At 66.1% G+C, this 21217-nt stretch carries 15 protein-coding genes, 4 tRNA genes and 2 pseudogenes; 9 read left to right on the top strand and 12 right to left on the bottom strand.

Annotation, left to right across the window (positions count from 1 at the left end):
• Positions 1-69: 69 nt before the first annotated feature.
• Positions 70-1406, top strand: a pseudogene (locus IT882_RS07730) (aminotransferase class I/II-fold pyridoxal phosphate-dependent enzyme).
• A gap of 7 nt (positions 1407-1413) precedes the next feature.
• Positions 1414-2265, top strand: coding sequence for a pyridoxal kinase PdxY (pdxY, locus tag IT882_RS07735; protein ID WP_195693885.1), 852 nt, complete (start codon positions 1414-1416; stop codon positions 2263-2265).
• Positions 2266-2308: 43 nt separating this feature from the next.
• On the opposite strand, the gene IT882_RS07740 is transcribed toward pdxY, so the two are convergent.
• The 3 genes from IT882_RS07740 to IT882_RS07750 form a co-directional block, all read right to left on the bottom strand.
• Positions 2309-2863 (bottom strand): HIT family protein, encoded by a 555-nt coding sequence (locus tag IT882_RS07740; RefSeq protein WP_195693887.1) that lies wholly within the window; start codon positions 2861-2863, stop codon positions 2309-2311.
• Complete coding sequence (gene thrS, locus IT882_RS07745) at positions 2860-4866, bottom strand: threonine--tRNA ligase (RefSeq protein WP_195693889.1); 2007 nt, start codon at positions 4864-4866, stop codon at positions 2860-2862. The genes IT882_RS07740 and thrS overlap by 4 nt, the downstream gene beginning before the upstream one ends.
• A gap of 66 nt (positions 4867-4932) precedes the next feature.
• A complete protein-coding gene (locus tag IT882_RS07750; protein ID WP_195693890.1) occupies positions 4933-6954 on the bottom strand; it encodes a DUF262 domain-containing protein in 2022 nt (673 codons plus the stop codon).
• A gap of 148 nt (positions 6955-7102) precedes the next feature.
• Between IT882_RS07750 and IT882_RS07755 the strand changes: the two genes are divergently transcribed.
• Positions 7103-7876 carry a hypothetical protein gene (locus IT882_RS07755; protein WP_195693892.1) on the top strand — a complete coding sequence of 258 codons (774 nt, stop codon included), beginning with the start codon at positions 7103-7105 and terminating at the stop codon, positions 7874-7876.
• Between the two features lie 51 nt (positions 7877-7927).
• On the opposite strand, the gene IT882_RS07760 is transcribed toward IT882_RS07755, so the two are convergent.
• The 4 genes from IT882_RS07760 to IT882_RS07775 all read right to left on the bottom strand — a co-directional run bounded on the left by IT882_RS07760 (position 7928) and on the right by IT882_RS07775 (position 8551).
• On the bottom strand, positions 7928-8161 hold the full coding sequence (locus IT882_RS07760) for a hypothetical protein (RefSeq protein ID WP_195693894.1): 234 nt from the start codon (positions 8159-8161) through the stop codon (positions 7928-7930).
• A gap of 94 nt (positions 8162-8255) precedes the next feature.
• Positions 8256-8330 (bottom strand) — tRNA-Val (locus IT882_RS07765).
• A 28-nt stretch (positions 8331-8358) separates the two neighbouring features.
• Positions 8359-8429: transfer RNA gene (locus IT882_RS07770), tRNA-Cys, on the bottom strand.
• Positions 8430-8478: 49 nt separating this feature from the next.
• Positions 8479-8551 (bottom strand) — tRNA-Gly (locus tag IT882_RS07775).
• Positions 8552-8695: 144 nt separating this feature from the next.
• Between IT882_RS07775 and IT882_RS07780 the strand changes: the two genes are divergently transcribed.
• Positions 8696-8771, top strand: a tRNA-Val gene (locus tag IT882_RS07780).
• Positions 8772-8781: 10 nt separating this feature from the next.
• On the opposite strand, the gene IT882_RS07785 is transcribed toward IT882_RS07780, so the two are convergent.
• From IT882_RS07785 to zapE, 3 genes are all read right to left on the bottom strand, one after another.
• Positions 8782-9294, bottom strand: a complete 513-nt coding sequence (locus IT882_RS07785; protein ID WP_229382382.1) for a type II toxin-antitoxin system PemK/MazF family toxin — start codon at positions 9292-9294, stop codon at positions 8782-8784.
• Positions 9295-9401: 107 nt separating this feature from the next.
• Positions 9402-10661, bottom strand: coding sequence for an ammonium transporter (locus IT882_RS07790; RefSeq protein WP_195693896.1), 1260 nt, complete (start codon positions 10659-10661; stop codon positions 9402-9404).
• Between the two features lie 181 nt (positions 10662-10842).
• The gene (zapE, locus tag IT882_RS07795) at positions 10843-11874 is read right to left on the bottom strand and encodes a cell division protein ZapE (RefSeq protein ID WP_195693898.1); all 1032 of its coding nucleotides are present in this window, start codon (positions 11872-11874) and stop codon (positions 10843-10845) included.
• 180 nt (positions 11875-12054) lie between these two features.
• On the opposite strand from zapE, the gene IT882_RS07800 reads away from it, so the two are divergent.
• A complete protein-coding gene (locus tag IT882_RS07800) occupies positions 12055-12762 on the top strand; it encodes a dihydrofolate reductase family protein (protein ID WP_195693900.1) in 708 nt (235 codons plus the stop codon).
• Here the strand turns inward: IT882_RS07800 and IT882_RS07805 are convergent.
• Positions 12734-13942, bottom strand: coding sequence for an alpha/beta hydrolase family protein (locus IT882_RS07805; protein ID WP_195693902.1), 1209 nt, complete (start codon positions 13940-13942; stop codon positions 12734-12736). The two genes, IT882_RS07800 and IT882_RS07805, sit on opposite strands and share 29 nt — an antisense overlap.
• A gap of 25 nt (positions 13943-13967) precedes the next feature.
• On the opposite strand from IT882_RS07805, the gene IT882_RS07810 reads away from it, so the two are divergent.
• From IT882_RS07810 to IT882_RS07825, 4 genes are all read left to right on the top strand, one after another.
• Entirely contained in the window at positions 13968-14552 is a 585-nt protein-coding gene (locus tag IT882_RS07810) for a DUF3000 family protein (RefSeq protein ID WP_195693904.1), read from the top strand.
• Complete coding sequence (locus IT882_RS07815) at positions 14545-15747, top strand: HRDC domain-containing protein (RefSeq protein ID WP_195693906.1); 1203 nt, start codon at positions 14545-14547, stop codon at positions 15745-15747. Before IT882_RS07810 ends, IT882_RS07815 begins: the two co-directional genes overlap by 8 nt.
• A 74-nt stretch (positions 15748-15821) precedes the next feature.
• Positions 15822-17027 carry a thiolase family protein gene (locus IT882_RS07820; protein ID WP_195693908.1) on the top strand — a complete coding sequence of 402 codons (1206 nt, stop codon included), beginning with the start codon at positions 15822-15824 and terminating at the stop codon, positions 17025-17027.
• A gap of 12 nt (positions 17028-17039) precedes the next feature.
• Entirely contained in the window at positions 17040-19187 is a 2148-nt protein-coding gene (locus IT882_RS07825; protein WP_195693910.1) for a 3-hydroxyacyl-CoA dehydrogenase NAD-binding domain-containing protein, read from the top strand.
• Positions 19188-19254: 67 nt separating this feature from the next.
• On the opposite strand, the pseudogene dxs reads toward IT882_RS07825, so the two are convergent.
• Positions 19255-21200 (bottom strand): annotated as a pseudogene (dxs, locus tag IT882_RS07830) (1-deoxy-D-xylulose-5-phosphate synthase).
• Between the last annotated feature and the right edge of the window lie 17 nt (positions 21201-21217).

The following is a 21217-nucleotide window of genomic DNA, read 5'->3' on the forward strand; positions in this document are numbered from 1 at the left end:
GTCAAATTGGCCTAGGCCAAAACGTAGCACGTCACGCGACATAGACTGAACGCGCCGAAAGGAAGCGTCATGACCGTCGGAATCACCGGGGCCACTGCGACCGACATCGCTGACAGCGTGCGAACGCTTGTTGATCGTGGCGACCTCGCGGCAGGCGAGGCCCTGCCCCGGTGCGCGTCCTCGCCCAGACACTCGGAGTCAACCGCAACACCGTCATGGCCGCGTACCGACACCTGACGCAAGCGGGGGTGACGGTGGCCCGCGGGCGCGGCGGGACACGCATCGCTGACCGCACGCCGGTCGCCCAGGAGGGCTACGCACTCGACAGCATCCTGCGAGACGTCGGCACAGGCAATCCCGATCCCGACCGCATCCCCGATCTGTCTACGGCGCTTGCCAGCGTGGCGGGGCGCCCGGTGCTCTACGGCGAACCGGTGGTCGACCGGGACCTGGAAGCCTGGGCGCGCGCCTGGATCGCCGAGGACCTCACCGCAGACCTCCCGCTGCGCATCACTGTCACCAGCGGCGCCGCCGACGCAGTCGAACGACTGCTCGCTCAGGCCCTGACGCGCGATGATGCGGTCGGGCTCGAGGACCCGTGTTTTCTGGCCAGCATCCACACGGTCAGGCTCGGCGGGTACCGTCCTGTAGCGATCCCGGTGGATGACGAGGGGATGACAGTCGACGGGCTGCGGGCCGCGCTCGCTGACGGCATCCGTGCCCTCGTCTGCACTCCGCGGGCGCAGAATCCGACGGGAGCGAGCCTGTCAGCGCAACGGGCTGCGGAGCTTCGGGCGGTTCTGGATGAGCATCCGTACGTCCTGGTGATCGAAGACGACCACTTCGCGATGCTCTCGCGCACTCCCCTGCACTCCCTCATCAGTCCCGCACGGCGCCGGTGGGCACTGGTCCGGTCGGTGTCGAAGTTCCTCGGGCCCGACATGTGCCTCGCCCTCACGGCCTCCGACCCTCATACCGCCGAGCGCCTCTCGATGCGCCTGACCCCGGGAACCACGTGGGTCAGTCACCTTCTGCAGCGGCTCACGCTTGCCCTGGTGACGGATGCCGCGGCCATGGCCGCCGTCCGGGAAGCCGGCCACCACTATGCGAACCGTAACGAGGCGTTCAGCCGCCGGCTCACCGAGCTCGGCCTCCCGACGCGGGCCGGCGACGGCCTGAATCTCTGGGTGCGCGTCGGCGGTCCTGCGCGGGAGGTTGCCGCGCAGCTCATGCGCCGAGGGTGGCTTGCCCGACCGGGTGACGAGTTCGTGCTCGAGGACGAGGATGCCGCGCACCATCTGCGGCTGACAGTTCACGATCTCAGTGATGCTGACGCCGAGCACCTTGCGCGGGACATCGCCGCCGCTGTGGGTTCCGCGACTCCCGAGTTCGCGGCGATGGGATGATCGAACAGTGAAGGTTCTCTCGATCCAGTCAGCGGTGGCCTATGGCCACGTCGGCAACTCTGCAGCGGTCTTCCCGCTCCAGCGCATCGGCGTGGAAGTCCTCCCCGTGTACACGGTGAACTTCTCCAACCACACGGGGTACGGCGCGTGGCGCGGGCCGCTCATTGCGCCCGCCGATGTCGCCGACGTCATCCTCGGCATCGAGGAGCGCGGTGTCTTTCCGAGCATCGACGTCGTGCTCTCGGGCTACCAGGGAAGCGAGGGCATCGGCGACGTCATCCTTGACGCCGTCGCGCGGGTAAAGGCCGCGAATCCGTCCGCCGTGTACGCGTGCGATCCCGTCATGGGAAACGCGGCCTCCGGGTGCTTTGTCGCACCGGCCATTCCGGTACTGCTGCGCGAGCGGGTCGTCCCGCAGGCAGACATCATCACGCCCAACCAGTTCGAACTTGGGTTCTTGACAGGCACCGAGCCGACGGACCTCGAGTCCACGCTCGCGTCGGCCGACCGAGCCCGCGCCATGGGGCCGAGCACCGTGCTCGTCACCAGCGTGGAGCGCCCTGACGCGCCGGAGGGAACGATCGAGATGCTTGCCGTCACCGCCGACGGGGCCTGGATCGTGCAGACACCGCGGATCCCGATGAAGGCCAACGGGTCCGGTGACGTCACCGCTGCCCTGTTCACCGCACATCTGCGGGAGTCTGGTCAGGCTGCCACCGCCCTCGCTCGCACGGCATCCAGCGTGTTCGATCTGCTGCAGAACACGTTCGACTCGGGGCAGCGCGAACTTCAGCTGGTGGAGTCGCAGGAGGCATATGCCCACCCGCGCATGCAGTTCAGCGTCGAGCAGGTTCGCTAGAGGCCTGCCTGAGCGGATTCGCTCACCGATCGCGGGGCGCGGATCAGGCTGGCCACGCCTCGGCTATCGCTTCGCGCACATCCCCCAGAAGCTGCGGCAGCGCCTTGGTGCGGGCGATGATCGGGAAGAAGTTGGCATCGGATGCCCACCGCGGGACGACGTGCTGGTGAAGGTGCTCGTCGACACCCGCACCCGCGACGGCGCCTTGGTTCATCCCGATATTGAACCCGTCGCACCGCGACACACTCCGGAGGACGCGCATCGCGGTCTGCGTGAGCTCCGCCATCTCCTGCGTCTCCTCCGCCGTCGCGAGGTCGTAGGTCGCCACGTGACGGTACGGGCACACGAGCATGTGGCCCGAGTTGTAGGGGAACAGATTCAGGAGGACGTAACAGCTCTGGCCGCGATGAACGATGAGACCGTCGGCGTCGGTCTTGTCGGGCGCCGCACAGAACGGGCAATCGGCGCGCATCGCGTCGGCACCCGCCTGGATGTAGGCCATCCGGTGGGGTGTCCACAGCCGCTGAAAGGCGTCGGGAACCCCCGCGAAATCAGACGACGGGACGGCGCCGGCCTCGGATTCCGCGGCATCTGTCATGCGAGATCCTCGGCCGTATCCACGAGGGTGCGCTCGGCGATCGCCGTGAGGATGCGGTCGATCGCCTCGTCGACCGGGATGCCGTTGGTCTGGGTGCCGTCGCGGAAGCGGAACGAGACCGTGCCTGCGGAGCGGTCTTGCTCCCCCGCAATGAGCTGGATCGGCACCTTCTGGGTGGTGTGGGTGCGGATCTTCTTCTGCATGCGATCGTCGGAGTGATCGACCTCGGCGCGCACCCCGCGAGTCCGCAGGCGCGCGACGATCTCGTCGAGGTAGTCGCCGTACTCCCCCGCGACGGGGATCGCGACGACCTGCGTCGGCGAAAGCCACACCGGGAAGGCCCCCGCGTAGTGCTCGAGGAGGATCGCGAAGAAACGCTCGATCGAGCCGAACAGCGCACGATGGATCATGACCGGGCGGTGCTTCGCGCCGTCGGGACCCGTGTACTCGAGCTCGAACCGCTCAGGCTGGTTGAAATCGAGCTGGATCGTCGACATCTGCCACGTGCGACCGATCGCATCACGTGCCTGCACCGAGATCTTCGGGCCGTAGAACGCCGCCCCGCCCGGGTCGGGGACGAGCTCGAGCCCGGATGCCTCAGCGACCTCGCGCAGTGTTTCGGTCGCCTCTGCCCAGAGCGCATCGTCGCCGATGAACTTGGGGTTGCCCTCTTCCTTCGTCGACAGCTCGAGGTAGAAGTCCTGCAGACCGTAGTCGCGCAGGACCGAGAGCACGAAGTCGAGGTTGCGGGTCAGCTCGTCACGCACCTGGTCGGCGGTGACGTAGATGTGCGCGTCATCCTGCGTCATCCCTCGCACCCGGGTCAGACCCGCGAGGGTGCCGCTCTTTTCGTACCGGTACACGGTCCCGAACTCCGCCAGGCGCAGCGGCAGCTCGCGATAGCTGCGGCCGCGCGAACGGAAGATGAGGTTGTGGAACGGGCAGTTCATGGGCTTGAGGTAGTACTCCTGCCCCTGCCGGGTTACGTGTCCCTCAGCATCCACGATCTCGTCGAGCTCCATCGGCGGATACATGCCATCGGCGTACCACTGCAGGTGGCCGCTGGTCATGAAGAGATCGCTCTTGGTGATGTGCGGCGAATTGACCATCTCGTAGTCGGCGGCGAGCAGGCGCTGACGCATGTACTGCTCGATCTCGTAGCGGATGATGCCGCCCTTGGGGTGGAAGACCGCGAGCCCCGGCCCGATCTCATCGGGGAACGAGAACAGATCGAGTTCGGCGCCGAGCTTGCGGTGATCGCGGCGTGCGGCCTCTTCGAGGCGGTGCTGATACGCGCGTAGCTCGTCCTTGGTCGGCCACGCGGTGCCGTAGATGCGCTGGAGCTGCGGGTTCTTCTCACTCCCCCGCCAGTAGGCGCCGGCGACCCGGGTGAGATCCCAGCCGTTGCCGATCATGCGGGTGCCGGGCACGTGCGGGCCGCGGCAGAGGTCCTTCCAGGCCGTCTCGCCGTCGCGGGTCACGTTGTCGTAGATCGTCAGTTCAGCACCGCCGACTTCGACGGATGCCCCTTCTGCCGCATCCGCGCCGCCCTTGAGGCCGATGAGCTCGAGCTTGAACGGCTCGTGAGCCAGCTCTACGCGCGCCTCATCCTCGGTGACGACGCGGCGCATGAAGCGCTGGCCCTCGCGGACGATGCGCTCCATCTCCTTCTTGATGGCCTTGAGATCCTCGGGAGTGAAGGGCTCGTCGACGCCGAAGTCGTAGTAGAAGCCGTCGGCGATCGGCGGACCGATCCCGAGGTTGGCCTGCGGACGGATGCGCTGCACGGCCTGCGCCAGCACGTGAGCTGTCGAGTGCCGAAGGATGTCGAGACCATCGGGGCTGTCGATCGTCACCGGTTCGACGGTGTCATCGGCCGTGACAACCGTCGCGAGATCCCGCAGCGTGCCGTTGACCCGCAGGGCCACCACGGAGCGATCGGAGAAGAGGGCGAAGCCGTCGGCGGGGTAGACCACGTCGGACGGGACGAGCGGTTGTGTCACAGCGAACTCCTGGGCGATGTCAGCTTCCAGGCTACCGAGCCTGACGGGGGCATCTGACCAGGTGGTTCACATGATCTGCCCGATGTAGGAGTACTTGACGAAGACCTCGGGCGCGAGCCCGGCCTCGTCAAGAACTCCTTGCACCGCTGCCATCATGTAGCGCGAGTCCCACCCCATGTACAGGTGGTGGTCATTGTCCAGGCTGTCCCAGTCACCGTTCCAGGCGCGGTCGTCATAGACAGGTCCGCCGCGCTTCGAGCAGTACGCGATCACCGCGTCACGCTGATCCGCCCAGAGCCGGTGGAAGATCCGGTTGAACAGGTACTTGATGTCGGGCACTTCCCAGTGCTCGCCGACGTACTCCACATACGAGAACTCGCGCTCCCACCCGCGCGGCCAACCGCGACGGGACATGGCATCGAGGATGGGCGTCAGGCCGTCGTCGTCGATCACGAGCGGCCCTCGGCGTCGCCACAGCGCCATGACCTGCCGAGCGAGCTCTGCCGAACGGGCGCTGATCGCCGCCGTTCCCCAGGAATCGACGGTCGCCAGCTGTCGACTGACGCTGAGCGCGCTCCGCGAGTACACGGCACGCTTGTCGGGGAAGTCTGCGTCGAAGACCTGAGCAGCGAGGTGCTCTTCGAGAAGCGTGAGGTTGCCGAGGGTCGCGGCAAGGGCTCGGTGGCTGTTCTGTTCGTCTTCCGTGTAGTCCTTCCACCGCCGCCCATCGCCGCCGGTCCACTCGTCCGAGGGCGCGGGAGGGAAGATGTGGTCGACAATGAGCTCATCATCGCTCGCATCAGCCTGGGCCAGCCGCGACAGGACGTACTCCGGGTGCGGCAGCGGGCTGTGCTTCAGCGCAACGCGTACCCGATCATCGGACGGCGTGAGGCGCGAGATCGCCGTCGCCAGCGCGTCGATGCCGTCCGATGATGCCCGGACAAGGCGCGCGACCAGGCGCTCCGATGAGGTGCCGACCACGTCGCGACGCAGCAGCAGCGACTGGAGGTCGTCGAGTACCTCCAGCAGTTGGTCGCGCCCGATCTCTCCTTCGCCATAGCGCGCACGGAGTGTCATCACGAGCGGATACATCCCGCGCCCGAACGTGTTTAGGTGATGCAGGCGCGCCCGGATGTCGGCATCCGGCTCTCTCGCGGGGTCAAGCAGGGTCGCATAGAGCTCAGCGAATGAGCGCCACTGCTGCGCCATGCTCCGAAGCATCGCGGGCTCGAGCCGTGGGAAGCGGGCGCGGAAGACGTCGTAAATGCCACGCCCCGACGCGGTCGTCGCGACCTCGCGCCCGCCGACCATCACCAGATAGTGGGCCCAGAACGAGGCGATGTGCTCGCCGGTGCTCTGCTCGATCGCGGCCCAGTACTCGTCTTCGATGATCAGCTGCTCGGCGTGTGACAGCCCCATGAGCACGTAGTTGTGGATCAGCTCATGATCGCGCAACGGTTCGCCCGTGGAGTTGAGGCTCTCGAAGATCTGTTGGGCGTTGGCGCCGGCACCGAGCGAGATCGCGACGTGCTCGAGACGCTGAAGTCCGCGCCAGATCCGGGCGACATCATCTGCAGGAATCTGGCTACGGAAGAACGCGTAGTTGTCAGCGAACCGCGACGGAGCCGGGGTAGTATCCGTGGTTCCGATGATCACGTCTCGGAAAGGAGCTGCCCACTCCCGATGCGGACGCAGCTTCGTTTCGCCGGTCCCCGGGTGAAGCAACACGCGCTCGAGCTCGGCGGCGAGAACCGGGTCTTCGTCACGGACGGTGTGAAACAGTGCACCGATGAGCAGCATCAGCGTTGTGATGCGTTGCTGCCCGTCGATCAGTACCCACTCCTCCGCTCCCCCGTCCTCCCCGCCTGCCCGAGACGCGTCGGCCGCGCTGAGGATCGATCCGATGAAGTGCATCTGATCATCGTCGCGATCGGCCACCGCACGGATGTCGCTGAGCAACTGCTCGCACCCACCGATATCCCAGCGGTACTGCCGCTGATACACCGGCACAACGATGGTCGCCTGCGCCGACGCGAGCCACGCGACAGTGTTGACAGCGTGAGCGCGGATGTTCGTCGCGGTGATCATCGAGTGTCTCCTCCGGCTTCGTGGACGACCCCGACGAGTCTAATAATCACGGCGGAAACGCCCAGGTCGCCGCGACATGCCGGAGGTAGGGTTGCCTAAGTTGGGCCTGTAAAAACGCGCTGGCCCACCGACCGAAAGGCACAACCCTATGGGTTACATCAAGAGCGCCGCTCTCGACGAGACCGGCTTCGTCGTTCTGGACAGCTACAACGAGCCTGTGGATCCGAAGGAATGGCTCGACATCGAGTATGTGGACTGGAAGTCCTCGGGCGACACGCGGTTTGCACCGTTGGCCTCGGCCAAGGGCGAGATCGAATGCAACGGCTTCTGGAACCACCAGCCGCCCCGCACCGACAAGGACGGCGTCTGGATCGACGCGCAGACCGAGCTTGCACCGACCCTCACCGCGCGGGCGAAGGAGCCGGGTGCGAACGTCGGACGGTGCCGCATCATCGAACTGCAGCCGAACTCGTACGCCGATTGCCTGTACAACCTGCACCAGGACGACAACAACCGTCTGAACCCTGACGGCACCGGATGGGTCGTGCGTGGGTTCTTCAACCTCACCGACGACAAGGACAGCTACTTCGTCCTGCGCGAGAACCGCACCGATCCGAGCATCGAGTACCGCATCGCCCTGCCGGCTGGCGCGCAGCTCATCGTCGACACGCAGCGCCTCTGGCACGCCGTCCACCACCAGGGCGACGAACCGCGCTACTGCCTGATCACCTCGTGGACCTCGGGCCCCGAACTGGATGCCTACATCGAGAAGTACAACGGCAAGCCGACGACCGAGTATTACCCGGTCTCCGAAGAGATCCGCGAAGCCGGCCAGGCCGAGCAGGCGCGTCGGGATGCCGCCCGCGCCGCGTACTACGCCGCGAAGGGACAGAAGGAGAAGCTCGCCATGAGCGAGGCCTGATTCTCGGCACAGACGCGAAGGCCCCCATCCGACGAAGGGTGGGGGCCTTCGTCATCGCCGCGGATCGTCGACCGCGCCAGCTCGCCGAAGTTCGATGAGGTACTCCTGGTCTGCATCCGCGAGGTAGTGGTCACCCGTCTGCGGATTCCGGATGGGGGCTCCGCCTGCACCGACGACGGCATCGAACGCCTCGGTGCTCAGCGCCGAACGAGGGTTGTCCAGCAACCACTCCTTCGTGGCATGCAGGCAACGGTGGATCCAGTGGTCGGACGAGTTCTCGCTCATGACGCCAGTATCTCGAGCCGGAGATCCGGCTGCTACCTCGCTGGCGTCACTGGTCGAAGAAATGCAAAACCCCCGGAACTCCGGGGGTTTCGGGTGGTGCGCGATACTGGGATCGAACCAGTGACCTCTTCCGTGTCAGGGAAGCGCGCTACCGCTGCGCCAATCGCGCCTAAAAGGCTTTTCAGTTGTGTCATGCGAGGTGGCGACGGGATTCGAACCCGTGTAAACGGCTTTGCAGGCCGGTGCCTAGCCGCTCGGCCACGCCACCGTGTGTGGTTCGACCCACGTGTCGTGTCTCCGAAGAGACCCCGCACTCGAGCGGATGACGAGACTCGAACTCGCGACCCTCACCTTGGCAAGGTGATGCGCTACCAACTGCGCTACATCCGCATTGCACCACCGTGTGGCGCTTGATCGACTTTAGTCGAGAATCGTCGCCGCGCAAAACCGAAACGGCTCCGCGCGTGTCGTGCAGCGAGGTCGTGTGCCAGGCCCCGAATCCGGTAAGATCGAGACTCGGCCCGCACGGGTCTTGGGCGATTGGCGCAGTTGGTAGCGCGCTTCCTTCACACGGAAGAGGTCATCAGTTCGAGTCTGGTATCGCCCACCACATCTCCCCCTCACTCCCGCGGCGCTGCATCCCAGCCATAGCGGCGACGCAGAGCGTTGGCGACGACCACGAAGCGATCGAGATCGAGCGCTGCAGCTTCACGACGCATCCCCCGGTGGTGCACGCTGTAGAGCTGTTCGACATCGACCCAGGATGGCCTCCCCTTCGCATCCCACGGCCCGGAGCCGATCGCGATGTAGTCGCGGTCTCCGTCATGCGATTGGCTGGTCAACCGTACGGCATACACGTGATCAGCGTCCTGCTGCCCGATCACGAGCACCGGGCGGTCTTTGCCCCGGCCATCGCCTTCCGCGTAGGGCACCCATGTCCACACGATTTCGCCAGCGTCAGCCTGCCCGTCGGGCTCGGGTGCGTAGCTGATCTTCAGGTCATCGGCACGGGGTGGTGCGATGAGCCGGGTGCGTGTGCCGTCGCGCGTGCTGCTCGGCGCAGCATCCACGTGCGATCTCTTGCGCCGCGGCGGAGCCAGCGCGGTGGCGACTCTGCGGACGAACGTCGACAGCCGGTTCACGTGGTCACCTTAGCCGCCGACGGTGCCGAGAAACGCCTCAGGGGCGCCGCGAACCAGTCGCGACGCCCCTGAGGACAAGGGAGATGAACTCCGAACGATCAGACCTGCTCGGCGAGCGAGTAGCCCTCTTCGCCGTGCACGCTGGTGTCGACGCCAGCGAGCTCGTCCTCGTTCTTGATGCGGAAGCCGATCGTCTTCTCGATCGCGAAGCCCAGGATCCAGGCGATCACGAAGGAGTAGATCAGCACACCGAAGGCGGCAATCGCCTGAACCGTGAGCTGCTCGATGCCACCGCCGAGGAACAGGCCGGTCTCGGTTGCGAAGAAGCCGAGGTACAGGGTTCCGACGACACCACCGACCAGGTGGATGCCGACCACGTCGAGCGAGTCGTCGTAGCCGAGCTTCCACTTGAGCTCGATAGCGAAGGCGCAGATCACACCGGTGACAAGACCGAGCAGGAGCGCCCAGCCGGGGGTGAGGAACGCACAGGCCGGGGTGATCGCGACCAGACCGGCGACAGCACCCGAAGCGGCGCCCACCGAGGTGGCCTTGCCGTCCTTGAACTTCTCGACGATCAGCCAGCCGATGATGGCTGCAGCGGTCGCACCGAGGGTGTTGATGACGATGATGCCAGCGAGGCTGTCGGGGCCCATGGCACCGTACGAGCCGTCACCGTTGAGCCAGTTGGCCTCGGCACCCGCGTTGAAGCCGAACCAGCCGAACCACAGGATCGACGCGCCGAGCATGACCAGGGGCACGTTGTGCGGCTTCTGGATGCCCTTCTGGAATCCGATGCGCTTGCCGAGAACAAGTGCGAGCGCGAGGGCCGCAGCACCTGCGTTGATGTGAACGGCAGTACCACCCGCGTAGTCCATCACGAAGATCCCGGACTCCTCGCCGAACAGCGTGGTACCGAGGTTCATGATCCAGCCGCCGCCCCAGACCCATGCGGCCACGGGGAAGTAGACGACCGTCGCCCACACACCGGCGAAGATCATCCACGATCCGAACCGCGCGCGGTCGGCGATGGCGCCCGAGATCAGGGCCACCGTGATGATCGCGAAGGTGGAGCCGAACAGTGCGAGCACGAAGTCGGAGCTCGAGAGCTCAGGCGACGAGAGCGCGAAGTTGGCGAAGGGGTTACCGCTGAAGTCCCAGGGGTTGGCGACGGCAGCCATGTTGAATCCGTACAGGATCCAGAGCACGGCGATCAGAGCCATCGCGCCGAAGCTCATCATCATCATGCTGATGACGCTCTTCGCCTTGACGAGACCACCGTAGAAGAAGGCGACGCCGGGCGTCATGAACAGGACTAGCGCCGACGAGGTAATACCCCAGGCGAGAGTTCCAGCATCCATTGAGAGTCCTCAATTCGTGTCGTGTGTCGAAAGTTGCACCGACGCGGGTAGTCGGGCACTTGCGGAGCCAGTCTCGCGGCGACCGGTTTCGCCCAGAGGGTGCCCCGTGTTTCGCGTCTGTTACACGACCCGCTCTCAGGTAAACATCAGGTTTCGGGCCACCCCGAGGTCGCCACGAAATTCACGCAAGCGTCGACGCGACGAGGCGTGAGATCGCTCGCAGGTACTTCTTTCGATAGCCGCCGGCCAACATCTCCTCGGGAAATACCCGGTCCAAGGTGGTGCCGGTCGCGCGGATCGGGATCTGCGCGTCATAGATGCGGTCGACCAGGGCAACGAACCGCAGCGCCGCAGACTGATCGGTGAAGACTGCCACGTCACGCAGACCCACGAGGGACACACCGTCGATGAGACGTATGTAGCGGGACGGATGCACGCGCGCCAGCTGAGCGACCACGTCATCGAATGCGTCATCGCTCACAAGCCCATCACCGGATGCCGACTCGATTGCCGCCGCGTACTCGGCCGCATCCAACGCCACCGCATGACCGTCGACGTTGCGGTGACGGAAGTCGGTGCCATCGATCCGAATGGTCTGGAAGCTCTCGGCCATAGCGTGGATCTCACGCAGGAAGTCCTGGGCGGCGAACCGCCCTTCGCCGAGTGCGTTGGGCGGCGTGTTGGATGTCGCGGCCAAGCGGGTACCCGAAGCCACCAGTTCGCCCAGCAACCGGGTCATCACCATCGTGTCGCCCGGGTCATCGAGCTCGAACTCATCGATGCAGAGTAGATCGGCACCGGTGAACAGCCGCACGACGTTCTGGTAGCCCAGGGCTCCGACGAGAGCCGTGTACTCGATGAAGGACCCGAAGTACTTCCGTCGCACCGGCATGGCGTGATAGATCGCTGCGAGCAGGTGCGTCTTACCGACACCGAACCCGCCGTCCAGATACACGCCGGGTTTCAGCTCGGGCTGCTTGGGGCGGCGTCGGAAAAGACCTCCGCGCGCCGCTTCGGTCCGCCCGCCGGCAAAGGCGATGAGCAGTTCCTTCGCTTCCTGCTGAGAGGGGAAGGCAGGATCAGCGCGATACGACTCGAACGACGCGTGAGCGAACTGCGGCGGCGGTGTGAGGGCCGCGACCATCTGGTCGCCGGAGAGTTCGGGGGAGCGCGTCGCGAGGTGCACGACGCCGGTGGGGCCGGATGCTGGCATGGGTGGCTTCCGCGGGAGGAGACGGATGCGGGCTGGCCGCGTGCCGCCTAGAGTCAGGGGGGCGGGACGACCCTCCTACTGTACGCGGGCGAGCGCGGCCTCCGGTGCCAGTCGCGAGCTGGGCGCGACCGCGGAACACCGAGCGGATGCCGCTGCGCCGCACTGAGAGAGGACTGAGCAGTGATCGTCACCGACCTGTCGCCGCGAACGCTGGGCACCGTCGACATCGACGCTGACCGGGATGCCGCGCGAGAGTGGATCGGCCAGCGTTACGCGACCGTCGCGCCGGACTGCGTGCGCTTGAACATGATCACCTCGCTCACGGGGTCCGCCGTCGGGGCCGATGGCACGAGCGAGACCCTCACCGGCGGTGCGGATCGGTTGATCCTCAGCGCCATACGAGCGGCAGCTGACGCGGTCATCGTTGGCGCGCAGACAGTGCGCGCAGAGGGGTACCTCCTCCCCCGGTCTGCGACGCTCGCGGTCGTGACGCACTCCGGCTCCCTGGAGGGGCTGCGCGTCCCGCCAGATCACCAGCGACCGCTCGTGGTCCTGTGTCCCGAGTCTCGAACGGGCCAGGTCGAGGCATCCGTCGCGCATCTTCCCGCTGAAGTCGTCGGCCTGGCCGGAGACGAACCGACGCCGGCACAGATCGTCGATGCACTCCAGGCTCGCGGTCTGCGCCGCCTGGTGTGCGAGGGCGGGCCGTCGTTGGCGCGACAATTCGCGGCGGCGAAGATCATCGACGAATACTGCATCACGGTCGCCCCGAGGCTGACGCCGGCCGACCACCCGTTCCTCGGGATCACCACAGATATCGAGACCGAGGTCGTGGGTCACCTCGTCGATGAAGCGGGATTCACCTATCTGCGGCTGCGTTCTCTGTGACAAGTCCGTGCTGGGTCAGCCAGCGCGTGATGCGTCCGGTCCAGCGCTCTTGGTCGTAGTTCCACAGCTTGGTGTGACGGGCCACGCTGAACACGTCGAGTTCGACCAGGTCGGGACGCGCAACCACGAGGTCGTGGGAGGCATCCGAGGGAACGAACCCATCATCGTCGCTGTGCAGGACGAGGATCGGATGCCGCAACTCCGCGGCGCGGGCGAGAACGTCCAGTCTGCGGAAGGGAATCGCCGCGCCCGAACCCGTGAGCGCCGTCGCCCAATCGGCACCGAGCACGGTGATTGCCAGTCGTGTGATCGGCGCGGGCAGCTTCAGTTCCCGAGCCTGGTAGTCGAGAATGTTGCGCCAGTCGATGGCAGGCGAGTCCAGGATGAGGCCGACAATGAGGTCGCGGTGGGCAGAGTTCAGGGCGAGCTGCAGTGAAATCGCTCCGCCCATGGACCAGCCCATCACGATGACCTTCTTCGCTCCGCGACGCCGTGCGAACCCGACCGCGGCATCGACATCCCGCCACTCCGTCGCTCCGAGCATGTAGGTGCCGGATCGACTGCGTGGGGCCTCGCCGTCGTTGCGGTACGAGACCACGAGCGAGGTGATGCCTAGCCCGTGGAAGACGGGGACTGCCCGCAGACACTCGGCCCGGGTCGCACCGCGGCCGTGTACCTGGATCACCCACGTATCGCCGTCGCCGGCAGGAAACAACCACGCGGGGCACGGCCCGAGCGCCGAGCCGACGAGCTCAGGGCTGAAGGCGAGGTGCAGTTCTTCGGGCCGCTCGTAGTACCAGCCGCTGAAGGCGGCGTCGCGGGCGATCCGGGACTGCGGACCGACGTGAGTCAGCAGCTTGCGCTTGACGGTCTCGGGCGTCTCGGTCAGGACGGAGCCGACCTTCAGATATCGCTCCGTGCCCGACGTGAACAGGCCGTAGCGGCCGGGGAGTTCGGTGTCGGGGGTTCGCGTGAGAGTGATGGTCTGCGCCGACGTGTCCAGTTCCAGGATGCGGCAATCGGGGATCCGCGCAGCTGGCGTCACCACCTTGCGTGCCATGCGGACGGCGATCCCGCCCCAGAGCGCGAGGACCGCACCCAGGGCCATCGATATCACCGCGAGAGCCGTTCTGACGACGACGGCGTACGGGGTGGAGGCGGCGCGCCTGGACTCGACCATGGGGTCCTCACTCTAGTCTGTCGGGGTGACCGGAGACCTTCTGTCGGGGGTGGCGTTCGACGACGTGGCCGCGGCGATTCGCGAGACCACCTTTCGCGACGACCTCACGGTCCGCGAGATTTCAGCCCCCTCGGGGCTCGCTCCTCACGCGCTGGCGTTGGCAGCGGATGTGAGACCCGAAGCATCAGGCGAGGACTCAGCCTACGGAACTGGTCGCTTCATCCTGTTGCATGACCCGGACGAGCCCGCCCAGTGGAACGGCTCCTGGCGGATCGTCTGCTTTGCGCAGGCGCCGCTTGAGCCCGAGATCGGCATGGACGCCCTGCTGGCCGAGGTCACCTGGTCGTGGCTCACCGATGCTTTGCAGGCACATTCCGCGACCTATCACTCCCCCTCGGGCACCGCGACAAAGACCCTCTCGAAGGGATTCGGCACTCTCGCCGAGGAAGGCGACGGCGCTCAGATCGAATTGCGGGCGTCGTGGACACCGACCGCGAACCTCGGTGCACATGTTGAGGCCTGGGCGGAGCTGGTGTGCATGCTTGCCGGGCTTCCGCCGGGTTCCGAGCAGATCGCGACAGTGACATCTCGCAGGGTGAGCCGTGGCTGAGTACACCGTCATCACCGATGCCGAGGCGCTGACCGCCGCCGCCGCCCGACTCGCCGACGGAGAGGGCCCGGTCGCCGTCGATGTCGAGCGCGCCTCCGGGTTTCGTTATTCACAGCGCGCGTATCTCGTGCAGCTCTTCCGTCGGGGTGCTGGCGTCATCCTGATCGACCCTCCGGCCATCGGTGGGGACTTCTCGGCTCTCCAACAGGCGATCGGCGACACCGAGTGGATCTTCCACGCGGCGAGCCAGGATCTGCCGTCGCTGCGTGAGATCGGCCTGGAACCGCCGACGCTCTTCGATACCGAGCTGGCGTCGCGACTGCTGGGCCGCGATCGCGTCGGCCTCGGCGCCGTCGTGGAAGAGACACTGGGCATCACTCTCGCAAAGGCCCACTCGGCATCCGACTGGTCGACCCGTCCGCTTCCGCAGTCGTGGCTCGAGTACGCCGCACACGATGTCGAGTATCTGATCGACGTGCGCGACATCCTCGTTCGGCAGCTCGCGGATTCCGGCAAGACAGAGTTCGCGGCACAGGAGTTCACCGCAGTCCTCACCCGGGAACCGAAGGCCCCGCGAGAGGACCCGTGGCGCCGACTCAGCGGTCTGCACACGGTGCGAGGACGGCGCGGCCTGGCTATCGCACGGGCGCTCTGGCTCGCTCGCGAAGACCTTGCGATCACGCAGGATGTCGCACCGGGCCGGCTTGTCCCCGACCGCGCCCTTGTCGCGGCGATCCTGGCGGACCCGAAGACCAAGCAGCAGTTGGCAGCGATCAAGGAGTTCACCGGGCGTGCGAGCCGTTCTGAACTCGACCGCTGGTGGGCCGCGTTCGAAGCAGGCAGAGCCGATCCGGAGCTCCCGCCCGAGCGGCTGCGCGGCACAGACACCATGCCGCCGGTCAGAGCATGGGCCGATCGCGCGCCCGCCGCCGACGCTCGACTGAAGGCAGCGAAGCCGGCCGTCGATGAGCGGGCGCAGTCGCTGCAGATGCCGGTCGAGAACCTCCTCACCCCTGAACTGCTTCGACGCGTCGCGTGGGCGCCCCCCTCCGTCATCGACGCCGACACGATCGGCCAGTCGCTGGCGGCGCTCGGCGCGCGGCCCTGGCAGATTGAGCAGACTGCACAGGTGATCGCCGAAGCCTTTGTGGAATCCGCTCAACCGCCGGCAGAGGCCTCGGAGACCGCTTCGTAGGTTCGACCCAACCGATTCCAGCCGATTTGGACCCCTTCCTAGGCTGGCGTCATTCCCAATTCTTTGGAGGCAGAGTGGCCGAGATGTCGGACGTCTTCTTCGTCGACGGTATGCGTACCCCCTTCGGGCGCGCGGGCGAGAAGGGCATGTACTGGAACACCCGCGCTGATGACCTGGCGGTCAAGGCGATCATCGGGCTGATGGAGCGCAATCCTGAGGTTCCGAAGGACCGCATCGACGACGTTGCGATCGCCGCGACCTCGCAGACGGGCGATCAGGGTCTGACGCTCGGGAGGTCGGCAGCAATCCTGGCCGGGTTGCCGATGACCGTTCCGGGCTTTGCCATCGACCGCATGTGTGCGGGAGCGATGACGAGCGTCACCACGATGGCTGGGTCGATCGGCTTCGGCATGTACGACCTCGCGATCGCCGGCGGCGTCGAGCACATGGGGCGCCACCCGATCGGATCCAACGCTGACCCCAACCCCCGCTTCGTCGCGGAGAAGATGGTCGACCCTGGTGCGCTCAACATGGGCGTCACCGCCGAGCGCTTGCACGATCGCTTCCCGCAGCTGACAAAGGAACGCGCAGACCGCTTCGGCATGCTGAGTCAGCAGAAAGCGCAGGCGGCCTACGACGCCGGGAAGATCCAGCCCGATCTGGTAACCGTCGCCATCAAGAACGCTGACGGCGCCTGGGGGCTTGCGACCGAAGACGAGGGGCGCCGCCCCGAGACGACGATGGAGGGGCTGGCATCGCTGAAGACCCCGTTCCGTCCGCATGGTCGTGTCACCGCGGGCACGTCGTCACCGCTCACCGACGGCGCCACGATGGGGCTGCTGGCCAGTGGTGACGCCGTCAAGCAACTGGGGCTTGCGCCGAAGATGCGACTGGTGTCGTTCGCGTTCGCGGGGGTCGAGCCCGAGATCATGGGAATCGGTCCGATTCCCTCGACCGAAAAGGCTCTGCAGAAGGCAGGCTTGACGATCGATGACATCGGACTGTTCGAACTCAACGAGGCCTTCGCGGTGCAGGTGATCTCACTCCTCGACCACTTCGGCGTCGCGGATGACGACCCTCGCGTGAACCAGTGGGGCGGTGCGATCGCCCTTGGCCACCCCCTGGCGGCATCCGGCGTGCGTCTCATGATCCAACTTGCTGCGCAGTTCGCCGAGCGTCCCGACGTTCGGTACGGCCTGACCGCCATGTGCGTGGGACTTGGGCAGGGCGGATCGGTCGTCTGGGAGAACCCGCACTACACCGGCAAGAAGAAGAAGTAGGAGTTCGCCGCCATGACCAACTACGACGAGATCGACTTCTCGCCGCTGGATGCCCTCGCCGATGGCGAGGTCATCACGCGCTCGATGGTGACCGACGTGCGCCTTGCTTCCGGCGCCGTGCTGGCCCTCATCACGCTGGACAACGGGCGGGACCACACCCGCCCGAACACCCTCGGGCCGGCGACACTCAAAGAACTCGGCGAAACCCTCGACGCTCTGAGCGCCCGCGCCGCTGCCGGTGAGATCCAGGCTGTCGCCATTACCGGCAAGCAGTACATTCTCGCGGCTGGTGCCGACCTCAGCGATGTTTCGCGGGTTCCCTCCGCAGAGATCGCCAAGCTCATCGCCCAGCGGGGGCATCAGGTGCTCGGCAAGCTTTCGAGTCTCGGCGTGCCCTCATTCGCCTTCGTGAACGGGCTTGCACTCGGTGGCGGCCTTGAGATCGCGCTGAACTCCACGTACCGCACGGTGGATGCCTCGGCCGCCGCGATCGCCCTCCCGGAGGTCTTCCTGGGCATCATCCCGGGCTGGGGCGGGGCTTACTTGCTCCCGAACCTCATCGGTATCGAGAATGCGCTTGAGGTCGTCATCTCGAACCCGCTCAAGCAGAACCGGGTACTCAAGCCGCAGCAGGCGTTCGACCTCGGCATCATGGATGCCATCTTCCCGGCGGCCAACTACCTCGAGGACTCGCTGCGCTGGGCAGACGGTGTTCTCACGGGCGCCGTCAAGGTCGAGCGCAAGAACGAACCGGGCAAGATCGAGCGCCTGACCAAGTGGCCGATTGCGATCAAGATGGCCCGCGGGATGCTCGAGAGCCGTATCGGCACGGTGCCCCGCTCCCCCTACGCCGCTCTGGACCTGCTCGACAAGGCCAAGGGCGGAACGAAGGCGGAGGGCTTTGCCCGTGAGGATGACGCGCTGACCGACCTCATCACGGGTGATCAGTTCGCGGCATCCATGTACGCGTTCGACCTGGTGCAGAAGCGCGCGAAACGGCCCGTCGGCGCGCCCGACAAGGCGCTTGCCAAGAAGGTCCAGAAGGTCGGCATCATCGGTGCCGGGCTCATGGCCAGCCAGTTCGCGCTGTTGTTCGTGCGCAAGCTCCAGGTGCCGGTGCTGATCACCGATCTCGATCAGGCACGTGTCGACAAGGGACTCGCCTACATCCACGAGGAGATCGGAAAGCTCGAGCAGAAGGGCCGTCTCGACGGGGACGGAGCGAATCGGCTCCGTGCCCTCATCCACGGCACCACCGACAAGAGCGAGTACGCCGACTGCGACTTCGTGATCGAGGCCGTCTTCGAAGAGGTCGGTGTCAAGCAGCAGGTCTTCGGTGAAATCGAGAAGATCGTCCCCGCGGACGCGATCCTCGCCACCAACACCTCATCGCTGTCGGTCGAGGAGATCGGAGAGAAGCTCGAGCACCCCGAGCGGCTCGTCGGCTTCCACTTCTTCAACCCGGTCGCGGTCATGCCGCTGATCGAGATCGTGAAGACTCCCACGACCAACGAGGCTGCTCTGTCCACCGCGTTCGTCGTTGCCAAGGGGCTCGGCAAGAACGCCGTCCTCACGGCTGACGCGCCCGGCTTTGTCGTCAACCGGCTGCTCGCGAAGGTCATGGGAGAGGCAGCTCGCGCCGTGTACGAGGGAACGCCCCTGCTCACGGTTGAGAAGGCCTTCGGCCCCCTGGGCCTGCCGATGACGCCGTTCCAGCTCATCGACCTTGTCGGCTGGAAGGTCGCCGCGCACGTTCAGGACACCATGGCTACCGCGTTCCCGGAGCGTTTCTACGCGAACGCGAACTTCCACGAACTCGCCGAACTACCGCAGGTCGTCGAGAAGGACAAGAACGGCAAGGTCACCGGCTGGACCAAGGCTGCCGAGAAGGTCCTCAAGCCGGCGATCGGAACCGCTCCCGCGGGGGAAGACGAGATCCTCCGCCGCGTTCAGGACGGGTTGGCACAGGAGATCCACGTCATGCTCGATGACGGCGTGGTCCCCGAGGTGGAAGACATCGATCTGTGTCTCATCCTCGGCGCCGGCTGGCCCTTCATCGACGGCGGCGCGTCGCCCTACCTCGACCGCGAGGGTGCATCGCAGCGCGTGTTCGGTGGCACATTCCACGAACCCCCGATCCGAGGAATCGCCGCGACCTGACTCGGTCGAAAGCAACGATGTGGGGCCCGGATTCGTCCGGGCCCCACATCGTTGCTGGGGTGGTGTCTCAGTCGCGGCGCTCTGCGAACTCCGCGATCAAATCGGCACCGTTCTCGGCGCGACGCGCGATCGGGATCCGGGTGCCGAGAACTTGAGCGACGACATCCTGAGCGATCTTGCTGGCGACGAGGCCGGCATCCTCGAGGATCTGTTCACGGCTCGCGTGCGCGATGAACTCGTCGGGAAGCCCGAGCTCATCGACGGCGGTATCGACGCCAGCTTCCCGCAGGACCTGACGAACTCGCGTTCCGATCCCGCCGACACGGATGCCGTCCTCGATCGTAATGACGAGTCGGTGCGCGGCGGCAAGATCGATGACAGAGGGCTGGACAGGGATCACCCAGCGCGGGTCGATGACCGTGGCACCTATCCCCTGGTCCCGCAGGCGGGCGGCGACATCCATGGCGATATGCGCCATCGGCCCGATCCCGATCAACAGGACATCTTCCGCGCCTCCGCGCGCCAGCACGTCGACCCCGTCTTCGAGCCGTTCCACGGCGGGAAGATCGGGGAGCACTGACCCCTTCGGGAACCGCACCACCGTTGGCGCATCAGAAACGGTCACGGCCTCGCGGAACTCTTCGCGCAAACGCTCTGCATCGCGCGGCGCGGCGATACGGATGTTCGGCACGAGCTGCAGCATCGCGAGATCCCACACGCCGTGGTGACTGGGACCATCCGGCCCGGTGACTCCAGCACGATCGAGCACGAAGGTGACGCCCGCGCGGTGCAGCGCGACATCCATCATGACCTGGTCGAACGCTCGGTTCATGAACGTCGCATAGATCGCCACAACGGGGTGCAGGCCCCCGAAAGCGAGACCCGCAGCAGATGCGACAGCGTGCTGCTCCGCAATACCCACGTCGTAGACCCGCTGCGGGAAGCGCTCCGCGAACGGTTGCAGGCCCGTCGGGCGCAGCATCGCGGCGGTGATCGCGATGACGTCCTCGCGTTCGGTACCGACCTCGACGAGCTCCTGCGCAAAGACATCCGTCCACGCTGACGCGCCGGAGCCACCTACGGGCTCCCCCGAGACCGGGTCTATGCGGCCAACGGCGTGGAACTGGTCAGCCACATCCCGAAGGGCTGGCTCGTAGCCCCGGCCCTTCTCGGTGATCGCGTGCACGATCACCGGCGCTCCGTGTTCCTTCGCCAGCTCGAGCGTCTCGATCAGCATCGGGAGGTCATGGCCGTCGATCGGGCCGAGGTATTTGATATCGAGGTTCGAGTACAGCGCCTCGTTATTCGTGAAGCGGGAGAGGAAACCCCGGGTTCCCCGCGGACACCGCGGTAGAAGGCGCGGGCCGCGGGACCGAGCCGACTCGAGATCCGGTCGGAGCGCTTCCGAAGTGTCTCGTAGCTGGATGCCGTGCGCACGCGATTCAGGTATCGCGCCATGCCGCCGATGGTTGGTGCATAGGAGCGCCCGTTGTCATTGACGACGATGACCAGGTTTCGATCGTTGTCGTCGGAAATGTTGTTGAGGGCCTCCCACGTCATCCCTCCGGTGAGGGATCCATCGCCGACAACGGCGACCACGTGCCGGTCGCGGCGCCCCGTTCTGGCAAAGGCGCGGGAGATCCCGTCTGCCCAGCTGAGAGAGCTCGACGCGTGCGAAGACTCGACGACGTCGTGTTCACTCTCGGAGCGCTGCGGATACCCGGCGAGACCCTCGCGGCTGCGCAACTGCGAGAAGTCCTGCCGGCCCGTGAGGAGCTTGTGGACGTACGACTGATGGCCGGTGTCGAAGATGATCGGGTCGTCAGGCGAGGAGAAGACGCGGTGAAGAGCGATGGTCAGCTCGACAACACCGAGGTTCGGCCCCAGATGACCACCGGTGCGCGCGACGTTCTCGATCAGGAACGAGCGCACCTCTTCCGCGAGTTCGCAGAGCTGGTCCGTCGTGAGAGCGTCCAGATCCCGTGGTGAGCGGATCGTGGGCAAAAGAGCCATCTCACTCCTCCCGTCGG

Source organism: Microbacterium schleiferi, assembly GCF_015565955.1.
In the GTDB taxonomy this organism is placed as follows: Bacteria; Actinomycetota; Actinomycetes; order Actinomycetales; family Microbacteriaceae; genus Microbacterium; species Microbacterium schleiferi_A.